The 14,957-nt window shown below is 47.5% G+C and carries 16 protein-coding genes and 2 pseudogenes; 7 read left to right on the top strand and 11 right to left on the bottom strand.

Annotated elements, in window-relative coordinates; all coding sequences use genetic code 11:
• The first annotated feature begins 57 nt into the window (after positions 1 to 57).
• Positions 58 to 774: a gamma-glutamyl-gamma-aminobutyrate hydrolase family protein gene (locus H6A32_RS00090; protein WP_204863476.1), complete on the top strand. Its 717-nt coding sequence runs from the start codon at positions 58 to 60 to the stop codon at positions 772 to 774.
• Positions 775 to 784: 10 nt separating this feature from the next.
• Here H6A32_RS00090 and H6A32_RS00085 read toward each other — a convergent pair whose 3' ends face one another.
• Positions 785 to 1,756, bottom strand: coding sequence for a Gfo/Idh/MocA family protein (locus H6A32_RS00085; protein ID WP_087167406.1), 972 nt, complete (start codon positions 1,754 to 1,756; stop codon positions 785 to 787).
• 204 nt (positions 1,757 to 1,960) lie between these two features.
• On the opposite strand from H6A32_RS00085, the gene H6A32_RS00080 reads away from it, so the two are divergent.
• Positions 1,961 to 3,517 (top strand): ABC-F family ATP-binding cassette domain-containing protein, encoded by a 1,557-nt coding sequence (locus tag H6A32_RS00080; protein WP_204863475.1) that lies wholly within the window; start codon positions 1,961 to 1,963, stop codon positions 3,515 to 3,517.
• A gap of 106 nt (positions 3,518 to 3,623) precedes the next feature.
• Here H6A32_RS00080 and H6A32_RS00075 read toward each other — a convergent pair whose 3' ends face one another.
• The 10 genes and pseudogenes from H6A32_RS00075 to H6A32_RS00030 form a co-directional block, all read right to left on the bottom strand.
• Positions 3,624 to 4,451, bottom strand: coding sequence for a PRD domain-containing protein (locus H6A32_RS00075; protein ID WP_087253023.1), 828 nt, complete (start codon positions 4,449 to 4,451; stop codon positions 3,624 to 3,626).
• A gap of 21 nt (positions 4,452 to 4,472) precedes the next feature.
• Positions 4,473 to 6,638 (bottom strand): PTS transporter subunit IIABC, encoded by a 2,166-nt coding sequence (locus tag H6A32_RS00070; RefSeq protein ID WP_204863474.1) that lies wholly within the window; start codon positions 6,636 to 6,638, stop codon positions 4,473 to 4,475.
• A gap of 232 nt (positions 6,639 to 6,870) precedes the next feature.
• Entirely contained in the window at positions 6,871 to 7,290 is a 420-nt protein-coding gene (locus tag H6A32_RS00065) for a hypothetical protein (protein WP_118635755.1), read from the bottom strand.
• 213 nt (positions 7,291 to 7,503) lie between these two features.
• Positions 7,504 to 8,295 carry a nitroreductase family protein gene (locus tag H6A32_RS00060; protein WP_204863473.1) on the bottom strand — a complete coding sequence of 264 codons (792 nt, stop codon included), beginning with the start codon at positions 8,293 to 8,295 and terminating at the stop codon, positions 7,504 to 7,506.
• Positions 8,282 to 8,737, bottom strand: coding sequence for a YrvL family regulatory protein (locus H6A32_RS00055; RefSeq protein WP_204863472.1), 456 nt, complete (start codon positions 8,735 to 8,737; stop codon positions 8,282 to 8,284). Before H6A32_RS00055 ends, H6A32_RS00060 begins: the two co-directional genes overlap by 14 nt.
• Before the next feature lie 32 nt (positions 8,738 to 8,769).
• A complete protein-coding gene (locus H6A32_RS00050; protein WP_204863471.1) occupies positions 8,770 to 9,240 on the bottom strand; it encodes an LURP-one-related/scramblase family protein in 471 nt (156 codons plus the stop codon).
• A gap of 12 nt (positions 9,241 to 9,252) precedes the next feature.
• Entirely contained in the window at positions 9,253 to 9,708 is a 456-nt protein-coding gene (locus H6A32_RS00045; RefSeq protein WP_346342216.1) for a GNAT family N-acetyltransferase, read from the bottom strand.
• A 78-nt stretch (positions 9,709 to 9,786) separates the two neighbouring features.
• Positions 9,787 to 10,449, bottom strand: a pseudogene (locus H6A32_RS00040) (HAD family hydrolase); the annotation flags it as partial.
• A gap of 31 nt (positions 10,450 to 10,480) precedes the next feature.
• The gene (locus H6A32_RS00035; protein ID WP_087253036.1) at positions 10,481 to 10,693 is read right to left on the bottom strand and encodes a hypothetical protein; all 213 of its coding nucleotides are present in this window, start codon (positions 10,691 to 10,693) and stop codon (positions 10,481 to 10,483) included.
• A gap of 159 nt (positions 10,694 to 10,852) precedes the next feature.
• Positions 10,853 to 11,134, bottom strand: coding sequence for an RNA-guided endonuclease TnpB family protein (locus H6A32_RS00030; protein WP_346342214.1), 282 nt, complete (start codon positions 11,132 to 11,134; stop codon positions 10,853 to 10,855).
• Positions 11,135 to 11,318: 184 nt separating this feature from the next.
• Between H6A32_RS00030 and H6A32_RS00025 the strand changes: the two genes are divergently transcribed.
• The 5 genes and pseudogenes from H6A32_RS00025 to H6A32_RS00005 all read left to right on the top strand — a co-directional run.
• Positions 11,319 to 11,681: a hypothetical protein gene (locus tag H6A32_RS00025; RefSeq protein WP_087150722.1), complete on the top strand. Its 363-nt coding sequence runs from the start codon at positions 11,319 to 11,321 to the stop codon at positions 11,679 to 11,681.
• A gap of 211 nt (positions 11,682 to 11,892) precedes the next feature.
• Positions 11,893 to 12,879 (top strand): DUF6017 domain-containing protein, encoded by a 987-nt coding sequence (locus tag H6A32_RS00020; RefSeq protein WP_087150721.1) that lies wholly within the window; start codon positions 11,893 to 11,895, stop codon positions 12,877 to 12,879.
• 19 nt (positions 12,880 to 12,898) lie between these two features.
• The gene (locus H6A32_RS00015; protein ID WP_009270790.1) at positions 12,899 to 13,111 is read left to right on the top strand and encodes a DUF5348 domain-containing protein; all 213 of its coding nucleotides are present in this window, start codon (positions 12,899 to 12,901) and stop codon (positions 13,109 to 13,111) included.
• An 85-nt stretch (positions 13,112 to 13,196) separates the two neighbouring features.
• Positions 13,197 to 13,673: a PcfB family protein gene (locus H6A32_RS00010; RefSeq protein WP_087150720.1), complete on the top strand. Its 477-nt coding sequence runs from the start codon at positions 13,197 to 13,199 to the stop codon at positions 13,671 to 13,673.
• Positions 13,670 to 14,851: pseudogene (locus tag H6A32_RS00005) on the top strand (VirD4-like conjugal transfer protein, CD1115 family); the annotation flags it as partial. The gene H6A32_RS00010 and the pseudogene H6A32_RS00005, both read left to right, overlap by 4 nt.
• Positions 14,852 to 14,957: the final 106 nt, after the last annotated feature.

The following is a 14,957-nucleotide window of genomic DNA, read 5'->3' as shown; positions in this document are numbered from 1 at the left end:
CTCCTTTTCATAAACTGATACCATTATAATCTAATATAAGCAGAAAGGAAATCAGATATGAAACAGAATTCCCCTTCCATCGGTATCGTTGTGTGCGCCAGAGAACATGGGCGCATGTTTACCAGTCTTCCGTACATACAGGCGGCCGCAGATCACGGCGGACTGCCTTTTCTGATTCCTTTTTACGAAGACATGGAACTCTCCTATTTTCGGGCGTGTCTGAAAAAATACGACGGTTTTCTGTTCTGCGGCGGCGCCGATATCAATCCCCTACTGTTCGGTCAGGTCCCGTCCCCGGAACTTGGAACAACCGATTATGACTTTGACCGGTTCCAGCTTGACTTTCTTACCTTTCTTCTGAAGCACTCTGAAAAGCCGGTCCTCGGTATCTGCAAGGGAATGCAGCTTCTGACTCTTGCCTGCGGCGGCACCATTTACCAGGATCTGTCCGAGCAGCCGGATTTCTTTAACCACAGCCCCGCTGCCGCTTTCCGGCATGATCCTGTCCATCTCGTCCGCACACTGGAAGATACAATGCTGTCCGACCTGATCGGAAAGCAGGCCAAAGTCAACAGCTTCCACCATCAGGCAGTCAAAGATCCGGGAGAAGTTCTCCGAATCTGTGCCCTCGCACCGGACGGACTGATTGAAGCGGTGGAAGGAATCAGGCATCCTTTCCTGCTTGGCATCCAGTGGCATCCGGAATGTATGTATCTGACCTCCCGGAAAATGAGCCGGATCTTCTCCGCCTTCATCGAAGCCTGCCGAAACTGACTGCTCTTTTTTACTTTTCAAACGGAAAACGGATGCCCCATGCGTTTCGCATGCTGTCCATCAGCTGCATCATGTAGATCGACTCACTGTGAGGCATCTGCGGGCATTCCGTTTTTCCCGCACGTACAGCTTCCATAGCTGCCCGTACTTCGTACTCAAATCCGGTAATCTGCTCCGGCGTTTCCATCTCCCGGATCAGTTTTCTGCTGTTGTCAAAAACCTGAATCCTGTCCACATCATTGATATTCCATGCAATCAGATATCCTTTGTCGCCGTAGACGATTCCTGCCTGCTCTGTTCCGCCTAACATGCTGCTGTGCATCGATGCCATACATCCGTCTTCAAAAATAAATGTGGCTGCATTCTGCGCGTCAACTCCGGTCTCCAGCTTGACACAGGACGTATCCATGGACTTGATTTTGGCATCGGTAATCATCCGGATAAAAGTCAGCGGATAAATACCCACATCCAGAAGCGCCCCTCCGGCAAGCTCCGGATTGCGAAGCCGTTCTACATTTTTGATATCATAGCCGAGATTTGCCGTAATCATATGGACCTTCCCGATCTCTCCGGAACGGATCACCTCGTCAATCATGGCTCTGGATGGAAGGAAACGTGTCCACATTGCCTCACCCGCAAAGATCCCTTTTTCCTCGGAAATCCGGAAAATCTCCTCCGCCTGTGCGGCGTTTGCCGTAAATGCCTTCTCACAGAGCACCGGTTTTCCGGCTTCCAGCGCCATCTTCATATACTGATAATGATGGGAATGCGGAGTCGCCACATAGACAAGTTCCACCTCCGGATCTGCAAACAGTTCCTCATAAGAACCGTACGCCTTTTCTATCTGATTCTTTTCGGCAAATGCCTGTGCCTTTGCAAGGTCACGGGATGCCACTGCATATGCTGTTGCGTCCTCCATCTCATTTAATGTCTTCGCCATAGTGACGGCAATTCCGCCCGCTCCGATAATTCCTACCTTCATCTTTGTCCTCCTTTTCTGATCTGCATGTTGATTTAGATGTTATACGATTACAATCTCCTTACTTCCTCCACTCTGTCCTTATTGTATCAAATTTCCCGCTGTAAGACAAAACTAACGCCTGAAAGAGAATTCTGTTTTTCCGGGTGACAATCCTTCGGTTTTCCTGTACAATAGGGAAAGACTGTATCATAAGGAGTTTGAGTGATGAGTATTTTAAATGTAGAACATCTGTCACACGGTTTTGGAGACCGTGCGATCTTTTCGGATGTTTCCTTCCGCCTGCTCCGCGGTGAACACATCGGACTGGTAGGCGCAAACGGGGAAGGAAAGTCCACGTTTTTTAATATGATTACCGGCCATCTGACACCGGATGAAGGGAAAATCGAATGGTCCAAAAATGTCCGTGTCGGCTATCTGGATCAGCACACGGTCCTGGAAAAAGGGATGACCATCCGGGACGTACTGAAATCCGCCTTTTTCTGGCTCTTTGAACTGGAAGAAAAGATGAATCAGATCTGTGATTCTCTGGGAGATGCTTCGGAAGATGAAATGACTGCCATGATGGAAGAGCTCGGAACCATTCAGGACACCCTGACCATGCACGATTTCTATACCATTGACAGTAAGGTGGAGGAAGTGGCAAGAGCCCTCGGTCTTCTGGACATCGGCCTGGACCGGGATGTCACCGATTTAAGCGGTGGACAGCGTACTAAAATCCTTCTTGGAAAACTGCTTCTGGAAAAGCCGGACATCCTTCTTCTGGACGAGCCGACCAACTATCTGGATGAAGAGCATATTGCCTGGCTGAAGCGCTATCTTCAGGAATATGAAAGTGCTTTTATCCTGATCTCCCATGATATTCCATTCTTAAATGACGTTGTCAACATCATTTACCACATGGAAAATCAGAAACTCGACCGCTATGTAGGCGACTATACGCATTTTGAGGAAGTTTACGCTGTCAAGAAAGCACAGCTGGAGGCGGCCTACCGCCGACAGCAGCAGGAAATCAGCGAGCTGAAAGATTTCGTGGCACGGAATAAAGCCCGGGTCTCCACACGGAACATGGCCATGTCCCGTCAGAAAAAGCTGGACAAGATGGAGAAAATCGAACTTGCAGCGGAACGTCCGAAACCGGAATTCCACTTCCGCTACGGGCGGACACCGGGCCGGATTCTCTTTGAGACAAAGGATCTGGTGATCGGATACAACGAGCCTCTCTCCAAGCCTCTTTCCATCTCCATGGAACGCGGCCAAAAGATTGCGCTCACCGGAGCAAACGGAATCGGGAAAACAACGCTTTTAAAGAGCATCCTCGGGCTGATTCCATCGCTGAGCGGAAGCTGTGAGCTGGGAGAAAATCTCCAGATCGGATATTTCGAGCAGGAAGTCAAAGGCGAAAACACCGCCACCTGCATCGATGAAATCTGGGATGAATTTCCATCCTTCAACCAGTACGAAGTGCGGTCTGCCCTTGCAAAATGCGGCCTGACTACCAAGCATATCGAAAGCCAGATCCGGGTATTAAGCGGAGGTGAGCAGGCGAAAGTCCGGTTATGTAAACTCGTAAACCGTGACACGAATATCCTGCTTCTGGACGAGCCGACCAACCATCTGGATGTGGACGCCAAGGAAGCACTGAAAAAAGCACTTCTGGAATACCGTGGAAGTCTCCTTCTGATCTGCCACGAACCGGAGTTCTACCGGGATGTGGTATCCGAAGTGTGGGACTGCACAAAGTGGACAACCAAAATCATCTAATCTGTAAAACCGAAACAGACGCAAAAGATCCCCGCAGGAATCCGGGCCTTACGGCCGCCCCTTGCTTCCTGCAGGGATCTCTTTTTTGAAACATTTTCTGCTCTATCTATTCCCGGTCTACAATCCGTAAAATATGGATCGCCAGAAATCCGATTTCTTCCCGTTTCACTTCCGTCTTCAGTTCTTTTTCCATCCAGGCACAGATCTTCACTGCCGCCTCAAACTCTTTCGGATATTTCAGCTGTACGAATTCATTTAAGTCTGCTTTCACCTGCTCGCCTTTGCGTGTCCGTACAAGCATGTAGTAAATATGGCTCATCATACGGTTATACGCAAGAGAATCCGGTTCCACATCAATCTGAAACTGCTCTTCAATCATCCTGATTCCTTCATTAATGATCCGGGTATTATCCAGTGTCTCGGAAACCTTCTCATCCGTACGGGCCGAATGAATATGCAGAGAGATAAATCCGACCTCATCATCAGAGATCTCGGAACCAGTCATCTCACGGATGATTTCCCGCCCTTTCAGGGCAACCTCGTACTCTTTTTCAAACAGTACCTTGATGTCCGGCGTAAACGGATTTGGTATCTGCCTCTTCTCTTCCGCCCGCTTTGCCGCAAGCGCGATATGGTCTGCCAGAGGGAGCAGAGAGTCATGACTGACATGCTCAAATACCTTCTCCGCTTCCTCCAGAATTCGTCCGGTGGCCTCAATATATACCGGCTTGATGCCGTTGACCACTTTCAATGCGGAGACCTGCTTCTTCTTCGTCACCAGCGTGTAAATCTTGGCGTTTTTGATCATTTTCATCTCTTCGCCCGGATGTTTCCCGAAGCCGATCCCGTTTCCGAGCAGAATGATCTCCCGCTTCTTCTCACGGTCCAGGGCAAGAATGGCATTGTTATTCAATACTTTGATAATTCGATACATCTGACATAAGCTCCTTTACAATCAGCAGCTCACGATCTCCGCAATATCCTCCTGTGCATTTACATGCCCGGATGCCTTCATTACAATTTCTTCCTCTTCTGTCAGTCCGGTAAATACTGCAATGCAGGCTTCGGATTTCGCATGCTCTTTTATATATTGTATATCAAAAGCCATCAGTTTGTCTCCCTTTTTTACGAAATCTCCGTTATTTACAAACATCTCGAAGCCTTTTCCTTCCAGTTTTACCGTATCTACACCGATATGAAGCAGATATTCTACGCCGTCCTCTGTTGTCAGGCCGATCGCATGATTGGTCGGGAATACGAAGCTGACTGTACTGTCTTCCGGTGCATAGACAACTCCTTCTTCCGGCATGACCATATAGCCGTCTCCCATCATCTTTCCTGCAAACGCTTCGTCAGGAGTATCTGTGATCGGATGCGCCTCCCCTGTAAACGGTGAGCAAAGCACCTTTTTCGTTGTCTTTTCTACTGTATTTTTCGTTTCTTCTTTCTTTTCTTCTTCCAGTTCCGGAGCTGTCTCCTGTGCGATGTACTCTTCATCCGGAGCATTCACAAGGTAGTCTTCCAGATTGGATTTTACAACGGTGACAGACGGTCCGTAGATAATCTGGATTCCCTGTCCCTTCTTCACAATTCCGGACGGACCGGTCTGTTTCAGAATCTGATCATTTACCAGTTCCGGTTTCACAACCGTGCAGCGCAATCTTGTTGCACAGCAGTCCACATCGGAAATATTTTTCTTTCCTCCAAGTCCCTGAGTGATAAGAATACTTCTCTCATCTCCTCCTGACACAGAACCATTCTGATCCTTTGCACCCTGTTTTGCCTTGTAATCCGCTTTCGTATACAGTTTGGTCTCAGCATCGTCATCCTCACGCCCCGGTGTCTTCAAATTGAATTTCTGGATCAGGAATCGGAAAATCACATAGTAAAGGATAAAGTAAATAATACCTACCGGGATGATCCGCATCCAGTTTGTCTTGTCGTTGCCCTGTAAAATACCGAAGATGAACAGGTCGATAAATCCTCCGGAGAACGTCAGTCCCACAGCAATATTCAGGATGTGCGCAATCATATATGCCGCACCTGCCAGAATCACCTGAACTACAAAAAGCAGTGGAGCCACAAACAGGAAGGAAAATTCCAGAGGCTCTGTGATACCTGTCAGCATACAGGTCAGTGCTGCGGAAAGCAAAAGACCGCCGGCCTGTTTTTTCTTCTCTTTCTTTGCACAATGGTACATTGCAAGGGCTGCTCCCGGAAGTCCGAAGATCATGAAAATGAATTCTCCGGAGAAATATCTCGTCGCGTCTGCACTGAAGTGCACGGTACTCGGATCAGCAAGCTGTGCGAAGAATATATTCTGTCCGCCCTGTACAAGCTGTCCTGCCACTTCCATCGTTCCACCCACCGCGGTCTGCCAGAACGGAAGGTAAAATACATGGTGCAGTCCAAACGGGATCAGTGCACGTTTGATAATACCAAAAATCAAAGTACCAACATAACCGGTTCCTGTTACAAGTCCTCCGAGTGCGTAAATTCCATTCTGTACGAACGGCCATACGAAGAACAGAAGAATACCGACACCCACATAAACGATAGTGGAAATAATCGGCACAAATCTGGAACCGCCGAAGAATGACAGCGCATTCGGAAGCACGATCTTATGGAATCTGTTGTGAAGCGCCGCCACACCAAGTCCTACAATGATACCTCCAAACACACCCATCTGCAATGTCTGAATACCAAGGACACTTGCCACCGTACCGCTGAGTACATCAGAAGCAACCGTGCCGTCCGCCAGGATGGTCCCGTCAATCTGAAGCATCGCGTTGATGGTAACATTCATAACAAGAAACGCTATCATCGCAGAAAGTGCCGCTACTTCCTTTTCTTTCTTTGCCATACCGATTGCCACACCTACGGCAAAGATAATCGGCAGGTTGTCAAAAATCGCATTTCCCGCTTTTGTCATAATCGTGAATAATGCGTTCAGCACTGTTCCTTCTCCAAGGATTCCTGCCAGATGATATGTCTCAATCGTCGTCGCATTCGTCAGCGAGCTTCCGATTCCAAGCAGCAGGCCGGCAACCGGAAGAATGGCGATCGGAAGCATGAAGCTTCGTCCAATCCTCTGAAGAACACCAAAAATTTTGTCTTTCATAGTTTCTCTCCTCTCTTTGATCTGACAGCAGTATTTTCTGAAAACAAAAAAGCATGAACTTCTCCCATCATACACTCCGGCTACTGTGCGGAATGTGTAAGGATAGTTCATGCCTGAAATTCAGTAACACGCTATCATATGCTGTTTTCTACTGTCAGTATATACTATGATTTAAGGCTGTGTCAATCATTTTCTAAAAATTCTATAAACTTTTCCTCGCTGTTCGTCCCTCCTACTGTGTTCTGATATGTGCAAGAAGCTCTTCTGTCAGCTGAATCGTGTCTTCCACTTCTTCGCCCAGGCTCTGAAGCTTTGTCTGCACCAGATAATCTGTAATCGGATTGTCAAATGCGAAATCCGCAAAGGTAAGAAATCCGCTGATTTCAGTCTGAAGTTTCGGTGATACTTCTACTTTCCGCAATGCTTTCTGAAAATCTGTCAGCCTGATTCTCGCCTGCTCGATCATTCCTTCTACCTCATTGATTCGGGAATGTTTCATATAGGTGCTGATCATGCTTCCCCCAAAAATGTCCAGAATTCCCCATTTTTTTGCACTGTTTAACTTTTCTCTGACTGTATACAGGCTTTCAAGCGCCTGTACTCCTGCTTCTTCTGCACACTTCAGATCCTCTCTCATCATTACTGCTTCCATCTCATTTTCCTCTCCTTCTGAATTTCATACCAAATAAAAAAGACTCCTATCATGACATCTGCCACAATAAAAGTCTTGCTATCTCATTTGCTACGGGTACCTCTCGATACCGGCTGACGATTACAAATCGACCTTCCGAAGAAGGTTTAAGCTACTCCCTTTCCATTGCTTGGAACGAATATAACACATTCAAATTTACTTGTCAATCCGATTTTACAAGATTTCGTATTCCGCTTCTTTTCTCGGCGCAGTTCTTCTGTAGGTTACCGCCGGATATCCGATCAGCATGCAGACTGCCACCGGCCTTCCCTCTTTGTCCAGAAAGTTTCTTACCTTTTCAGAGCACATCGTTGCCGCCTTCAGATAGCCATTATACAGCACACCAAGGCCAAGCGCCTGAGCCATCATTTCGATACTCTGGGCTGCAAGTCCTGCGTCATCCAGGCGTTCTCCCATAATGTAAAGTACCGCCGGTGCGTTCCGGAAGAGAAATTCCTCCTTCGGATCCCGTGTTCTCCCTTTATAAAAGCTGTAAAGCAGCGCTGTCACCGGACTCTTTTCCCCTTTGTGCAGTTCCAGATCCTCACCGATTCCTTCAAAGACCATCTCTTTGAATTCATCCAGCCTGTCCTGTACAATCACGAATTTCATTTTACGTTCATTCTTTGCCGTTGCCGTATGTGCCGCCACATCCAGAATCTTCCGGATTTTCTCTATTTCCACCGGCTGTTCTTTATAATTCCGGACACTTCTTCTGAATTTCACTGCATTTGCATATACTTCCGGATCCAGCTGGAAACGCTCTTTTTCATACGGAATCATCTCATCACTTTCATATTCCGTAATCTTCACCGCATCCATCGGACAGATCGCGGCGCAGTGTCCGCAAAGGATACATTCCCGTTTTACTGCCGCCTTGCCTTCTTCCAGTTTCAGGGCATGTCCCACACAGTCCTGAACACATTTTCCACATCCGATACATTTTTCTTCCTCAATCTTTACCATGCTTATTCTCCTTTATCTCATTTCCGGGCGAATCCTCATCTTTTCTGTCCAGCCAGACAGTAATTGCGGACGAAAGCGCGGACACAACCAGAATTCCCGCTGCCTCTGCACGGACGCTGTCCATAAGCAGGTCTGCTCCCGCCAGAGTCATCATCTCAAACAACATATCCAGCACATACCACAAAACGAATCTTCCGGATTTTCGGATCCACCCTAGACTCATCATCGCTTTCGGAAGTGCTTTTGCCAGAATCTCCAAAGGCGCATCTGCTACAGCTGTCACCAGAAAAAACAGAAAAACACTTCGCATAGAATCATAACGGAATCCGAATACTTTCATAATAAATCCGCCAATCACGGATTCCAGAAAAACGACCGGAAGCGCCACTGCCAGAAACAGCGCCGCCCCGATCAAAACTGATACGATTTTTGACTTTTTCATAGGATTTCGTATTTCTCAATTTCCCTCTTTGCTTAACCGGATGCACAGTTTGCCGCATCAATCGCAAGCACCAGCATCAGTGCCATAATTTCATCTGCAGAATCTGCAATGTCAATTACATAAGTATCTCCCCAGTGGAAAATCTCTTTGGAAATATGCATCACCAGGACACCGCCTGCAAAGGCATCGTATTCCCAGCCCATCATGTTTCCCTCAACCTGCCAGCCTTTGTAGTCCACCGTATATTTAGGACGGAGCAATGTCAGTTTCTTTGCAACAGTACCATAAAACTGTCCTCCTGCATAGATTTCAAAGGTCGGGAGAAAATGCAGCAGTTTCTCCTGAACCATACCGATCTCATTTTGAGCGGCATCATAAACTCTGAGCCGATGTCCGATCGAGAAAAAATCTCCTTTCACAAAATAACGGACATTCCCATATTCATCATAAATATCATAGGTATCCGTCCATGAAAATACTCTTTGTTTGATTAACAGTTTCATCCTTTTTCTCCTCTACTGCCTTCTTTTTCGCATTACATAATTGGTCAGCAAAATCCCCTGCCTTTCCACTTTCTGGGCACGGATCATCTCATAGCCTCTGGCCTCAAAAAACGGCCGGGCCGTAATCGAAGCATGGGTCTCAAACTCTTCTGCTTCCGATTCTCCTTCCAGAGCATCACAGATCGCCGCAGCAATCCCCTGCCTCTGAAACTCCTTGTGCACATACAGGCGGTCCAGATACCCGGTTTCGTCCATATCTCCAAAACCGGCAATCCTGCCGTCCCGTTCAGCAACGAGTGTCCTGTGCTTTAAAAAAGACTGGTTCCATGCATGCAGATCACGCTCTTTTGGAGCCCAAACATCCAGCTGTTCCTTTGTATAATCAGCCGCATTAACCGTATGTACTGTATCATAGAAAAGCTGTGCCAGCGTTTCGGCATCTTCCTCCCGGTAAGGGCGAAGCCGCAGGGCTTCCTTTTTCTTACCGGAAAGCAGCATTTCCTTAACCCGGCGCTGATCCATTTCTTCCAGTACAAAATCCGCATCCGGCGTCTCTTCTTTCGGGGAAATATTGGACCGGATATAAAATGTGTCGATGCCGGCTTCTTTTGCTCCTCTAATATCGCAGATGCCATCATTTCCAATCATGACAGCCTCTTCTCTTTTGAGCTTTTCCTTTTCGAGGAGGAGATCAAAAAAGCGTCGGTCCGGCTTTTTGACTCCATAGGAGGAAGAAATATAAATCCCGTCAAAATACCGGAAAATATCAAGTGCCTTCATCTCATACGCTGTGAATATCCGCTGAGCATTGGACAATAGATAAAGGGACCCTCCGGAGGCTTTTAAAGCCTCCAGAAGTTCCCGTGTCCCATCATAAAGCCGGATATACTCTGTCGTAAGGACTCGGAAAAACTGACCGGCATACACCGCAGTCTCTTTTAGGACATCTGCCCCTTTCCGGCGGAATAATTCCAGAAAGACGTCCTCGATCTGAAGCTCCGGAAAGCTTTCATGGCTGTCGTGGCGCAATGCCTCTTTTTCCGCTTCCTGTGTCAGCTCCCGGTATGTTTGCCGAAGCTCTTCAGCCGTATAAAATGCTCCATAATACCCATAAAACAGAGCCATTTTTTCCCACACTTCTATTTTAGTCTCATCCGTGTGAATGTCAACCAATGTTCCGTATAAGTCAAAAATATAAGTCTGATACATCATTCTTTCCTCTTTATCATCCGTTTTACTGTTAGAACAGATTTCCCACTGTTCTTGGGAACAACAGTGTATCCCGGATGTTGGATACTCCCGTCACATACATCAGCATCCGGTCAAACGGGCAATTACCAAGCACCTCAATCGTCTGAATCTGAATTTCATAACCGTTGCGCTTGGATCTGACAAAAGAGCCGACTGCCTTTAACGCTGCTCCCACATTGAACGCATTTTTATTTATTTCCAACTTTATTCTTGTCAATCACCAACTGGATATTATTCATACAAGTACCATCGTTCAGGTGAACTACCCATTTTCTAAAGCCAATGGGCTTCCTGCTTCATCGACCTCGTACCCTACTATCTCCACCGGCGTTGATTCGGGCAGTTCCTGCCCTATATACTATTACGCTATTTTTCTTAAGCCCTCTGCTAATATGTTTTTTGCGGCATTAATATCCCTGTCATGTTCTGCTCTGCATTTTGGACATATCCACTTCCTCACCGACAAATTTTTTGTACCTGTATTCCGATAGCCACAAGCTGAACATAACTGGCTGCTGGCATAGAACGTATCTATTTTGACATATTTTCTCGCATTCCACTCCGCTTTATATGTGAGTTGCCTTGTCAATTCGTACCACGATACATCCGATATGAATTTTGCAAGATGATGATTTTTTACCATATTTTTTATTGATTTGATTGGCGGAAATCTTCTTATAAGCCCTCGCAAGTGTTTATAAAACCTTGCGAAAATGGCTTAAAATCAAGGCTTTCCGCGTATTTTCATTTATCTTGCCGTATCTCCGTATAAGATGATTTTGTAAGACCGGGCACCATTTTGGCACCACAAATTATAGGAGGACGACATGAAAAACGTACTTTTAGACAAGGGTATTATACTCCCGTCCGGCGAAATCAGCAAGGATAAGGTAAACCTTGTAGCCGGAGCAATCACGCAGCCATTCGCAGAAATGGTATGGGTAACAACAGGCGGCGACATGGAAACCATTAACCGCCTTACGGACATTCTTGTTTCAATGAACACCCCCGCCGACAGGGGAAAGCTCTTTAAGATTATCAAAATGCTGTATGGGCTTATGGGCTTGCCTTTTTCCGAGGAAGCCGAGCCTATGGACGCAGACCCCGCCGTTTTGGAATACTTCATTTTTTCCTTTACAGCAGACTTTGGCGAAGTCATGCAAGACCTCATTGCCGAAGAAACAGAATAACGTACCGCAAAGGCGGCGTTTCTTCAATCCTACAACGGGAGAAAAGGAACGCCGTTTTTTTATGCCCTCATGTTACGCAGTAGGGGCAGAAAAAGCCTTGATACAAGCGGCTTTGCGGGCGCGTTTCTCACACGGTAAGGGCTTTATCCCTAAACCCTCAAAATCGCTGTTCTACTGCGTAACAAATCCACAGCAAAGGAGTGATGAAGCTATGGCAGTTTTCCGCGTGGAGAAAAGCAGGGGCTACACCGTAATGAGCAACCACCACCTACGCAACAAGGAGCTTTCCTTAAAGGCAAAGGGGCTTTTGTCGCAGATGTTGTCCTTGCCGGAAGATTGGGACTATACCCTTGCGGGGCTGTCCCATATCAATCGGGAAAGTATCGACGCGATCCGCACCGCCGTATGGGAGCTTGAAAAAGCCGGATATATCACAAGGCGGCAGGGACGCGACGAAAAGGGCAAAATGGCGGCAATCGAGTACACCATTTATGAGCAGCCGCAGCCCCCGTCATTGGAAAACCCGATATTGGAAAATCCAACAACGGATAAGCCGGTATTGGAAAATCCGACAACGGAAAACCCGACGTCGGATAATCCAACGCAAATAAATAAAGAAGAACAAAGAACTGACTTACCAAAAAAAGAAAAATCAAATACGGATTTATCAAATACCCATTCCATTCCTATCCTTTCCCCTAACCCCTCTCCTTTGGGGGACGACGCGGCAGAGCCGCAGGAACGGAAGCGAAAGGAAGCGGCAGCACAGAGCGCATTTGAGATTTACGAGGAAATCATCAAGGACAATATCGAGTACGACATTCTCAAACAGAATATGCCCTACGACTATGACAGGTTAGATGAAATCGTCGATCTCATGCTGGAAACGGTCTGTACCCGGAGAAAGACAATCCGTATTGCCGGGGACGACTACCCGGCGGAGCTTGTCAAGGCAAAGTTTATGAAGCTGGATAGCGAGCATATCCGTTTTGTCCTGGACTGTATGCGGGAGAACACAACCAAAATCCGCAATATCAAGCAGTATTTACGGGCGGTGCTGTTCAATGCCCCGTCCACTATCGGCAACTATTACACTTCCCTTGTCGCTCACGATATGGCGAGCGGCGCACTTGCGCCGAGAAAGCCGAAGTTTGGCGACCCGGACTATTACTCATGCAACGAGGGCGAAAGCCTGTAAAACCAAAGGAGGACGCTTTATGAAACAGGGAGCTTTGATTTTTGATGAAACCGCCGACCGTTACGACATTCGCTTTGACCTTGCCGACTACTACGGCGGCTTGCATTGCGGCGAGTGCATGGAGGTGTTCGCGGGCGGCAAATGGAAACCGACCCGCATTGAGTACGGGGAGAATTGGTATCTTGTGGGTGTCCGCGCCGAGGACTTGAACGGTCTGCGGGTACGGATTTAAGCGGGGCGACGTGAAGAACGGACGCCCTATTTTTATGCCACAAAGCGGCGTACCACCCTAAAAATCATCGAAAGGAGGACGGTAAATGCAAGATGAAGTAAACGAGAAAGTTGTTGCCCTATCCATTAAGACCTCAAAGCTGACTGCCGAAGTGCTGCAAAAAGCCATGAAAGCGGTTTTAGCCAAAGGCAAGCAGCAGCTTTCCAAAGCCCCGCATGGGAAAATCACTATGCGGCAGCTTATGAAACCGGGCGAAAAGGTAACAAATATTGAGATTACCGACGCGAATATCAAAGCCTTTGACGCTATCGCAAAGAAAAACGGGCTGGATTATAACGTCAAGCGGATAGAGAACGGCAAGCCGCCGACCTATCTTGTTTCCTTTCGGGGCAAGGATATTGACGTGATGACCGAAGCATTTAGGGAATTTTCCGCAAAGAAGCTCTCACGGGAGCAAAAGCCCTCTATCCTCAAAGCGTTAGTGTCCTTTAAGGAAGCGGCAAAGCAGCTCAACGCAAACCGCCAAAAGACAAAACACAAGGATAGGGGGATTGAGCTATGAAGCCGGAAATCAAGAAACTGCTTATCCTCAACGCCCCGTATCTGCTCTTTGTGTATCTCTTTGATAAAGTCGGACAGGCGGTGCGTCTTGCCCCCGGCGCGGATATGAGCGCAAAGCTCCTGTCTATCGGGGACGGTTTTTCCGCCGCTTTTTCAAATGCCTTTCCGAGTGTTCACCCCGCCGACCTGTTGATCGGGCTTGCGGGCGCGGTAATCGTCCGGCTTGCCGTCTACATCAAGGGCAAGAACGCGAAGAAATACCGCAAAGGCATTGAATACGGCTCTGCGCGTTGGGGCAAAGCCGAAGATATAAAGCCCTACATCGACCCGGTTTTTCAAAACAATGTGCTGCTCACGCAAACGGAACGGCTGACGATGAACAGCCGCCCGAAGCAGCCGAAGTACGCAAGGAATAAAAATATCCTTGTGATCGGCGGCTCCGGCTCCGGCAAGACAAGGTTTTTCGTCAAGCCGAACCTCATGCAAATGCACTCAAGCTATGTTGTTACCGACCCGAAAGGCACCGTCTTAATCGAGTGCGGAAAGCTCTTGCAGCGCGGCGGGTACAAGATAAAAGTGCTGAATACGATAAACTTCAAAAAATCCATGCGATATAACCCCTTTGTGTATATCCGCAGCGAGAAAGACATTTTGAAGCTGGTAAATACCATTATCGCTAACACCAAAGGCGACGGGGAAAAATCCGGCGAGGATTTTTGGGTGAAATCGGAACGGCTCTTTTACTGCGCTCTGATCGGCTATATCTACTACGAAGCCCCGGAAGCAGAAAAGAACTTTACGACGCTGCTTGAAATGATAAACGCCAGCGAAGCCCGCGAGGACGACCCGGAGTTTCAAAGCCCGGTTGACCTCATGTTTGAACGGCTGGAAGAAAAAGACCCGGAACATTTTGCTGTCCGGCAATATAAGAAATTCTTGCTTTCGGCGGGCAAAACACGTTCCTCAATCCTCATTTCCTGCGGGGCGCGGCTTGCCCCCTTTGACATACGGGAGCTGCGGGAACTCATGGAAACCGATGAAATGGAGCTTGATACGCTGGGCGACCGCAAAACGGCGTTGTTCGTTATCATTTCCGACACCGACGATACCTTTAATTTTGTCGTATCAATCCTTTACACGCAGCTTTTCAATCTCCTTTGCGACAAGGCAGATGGTGTGGTATAAAAAAAGTTGACAGCTTATTCTCAAGGATTTCATAATAAAACCAAGAGAATAAGGAGGCATTCAAAGTGGCACGTAAATATGACCATGAATACAAAGTACA

The sequence above is a fragment of the Drancourtella massiliensis genome, assembly GCF_016900655.1.
Classification (GTDB): Bacteria; Bacillota; Clostridia; order Lachnospirales; family Lachnospiraceae; genus Sellimonas; species Sellimonas catena.
Note: the sequence above shows the minus strand (reverse complement) of the source record. Positions and strands in the feature narration are given on the sequence as shown.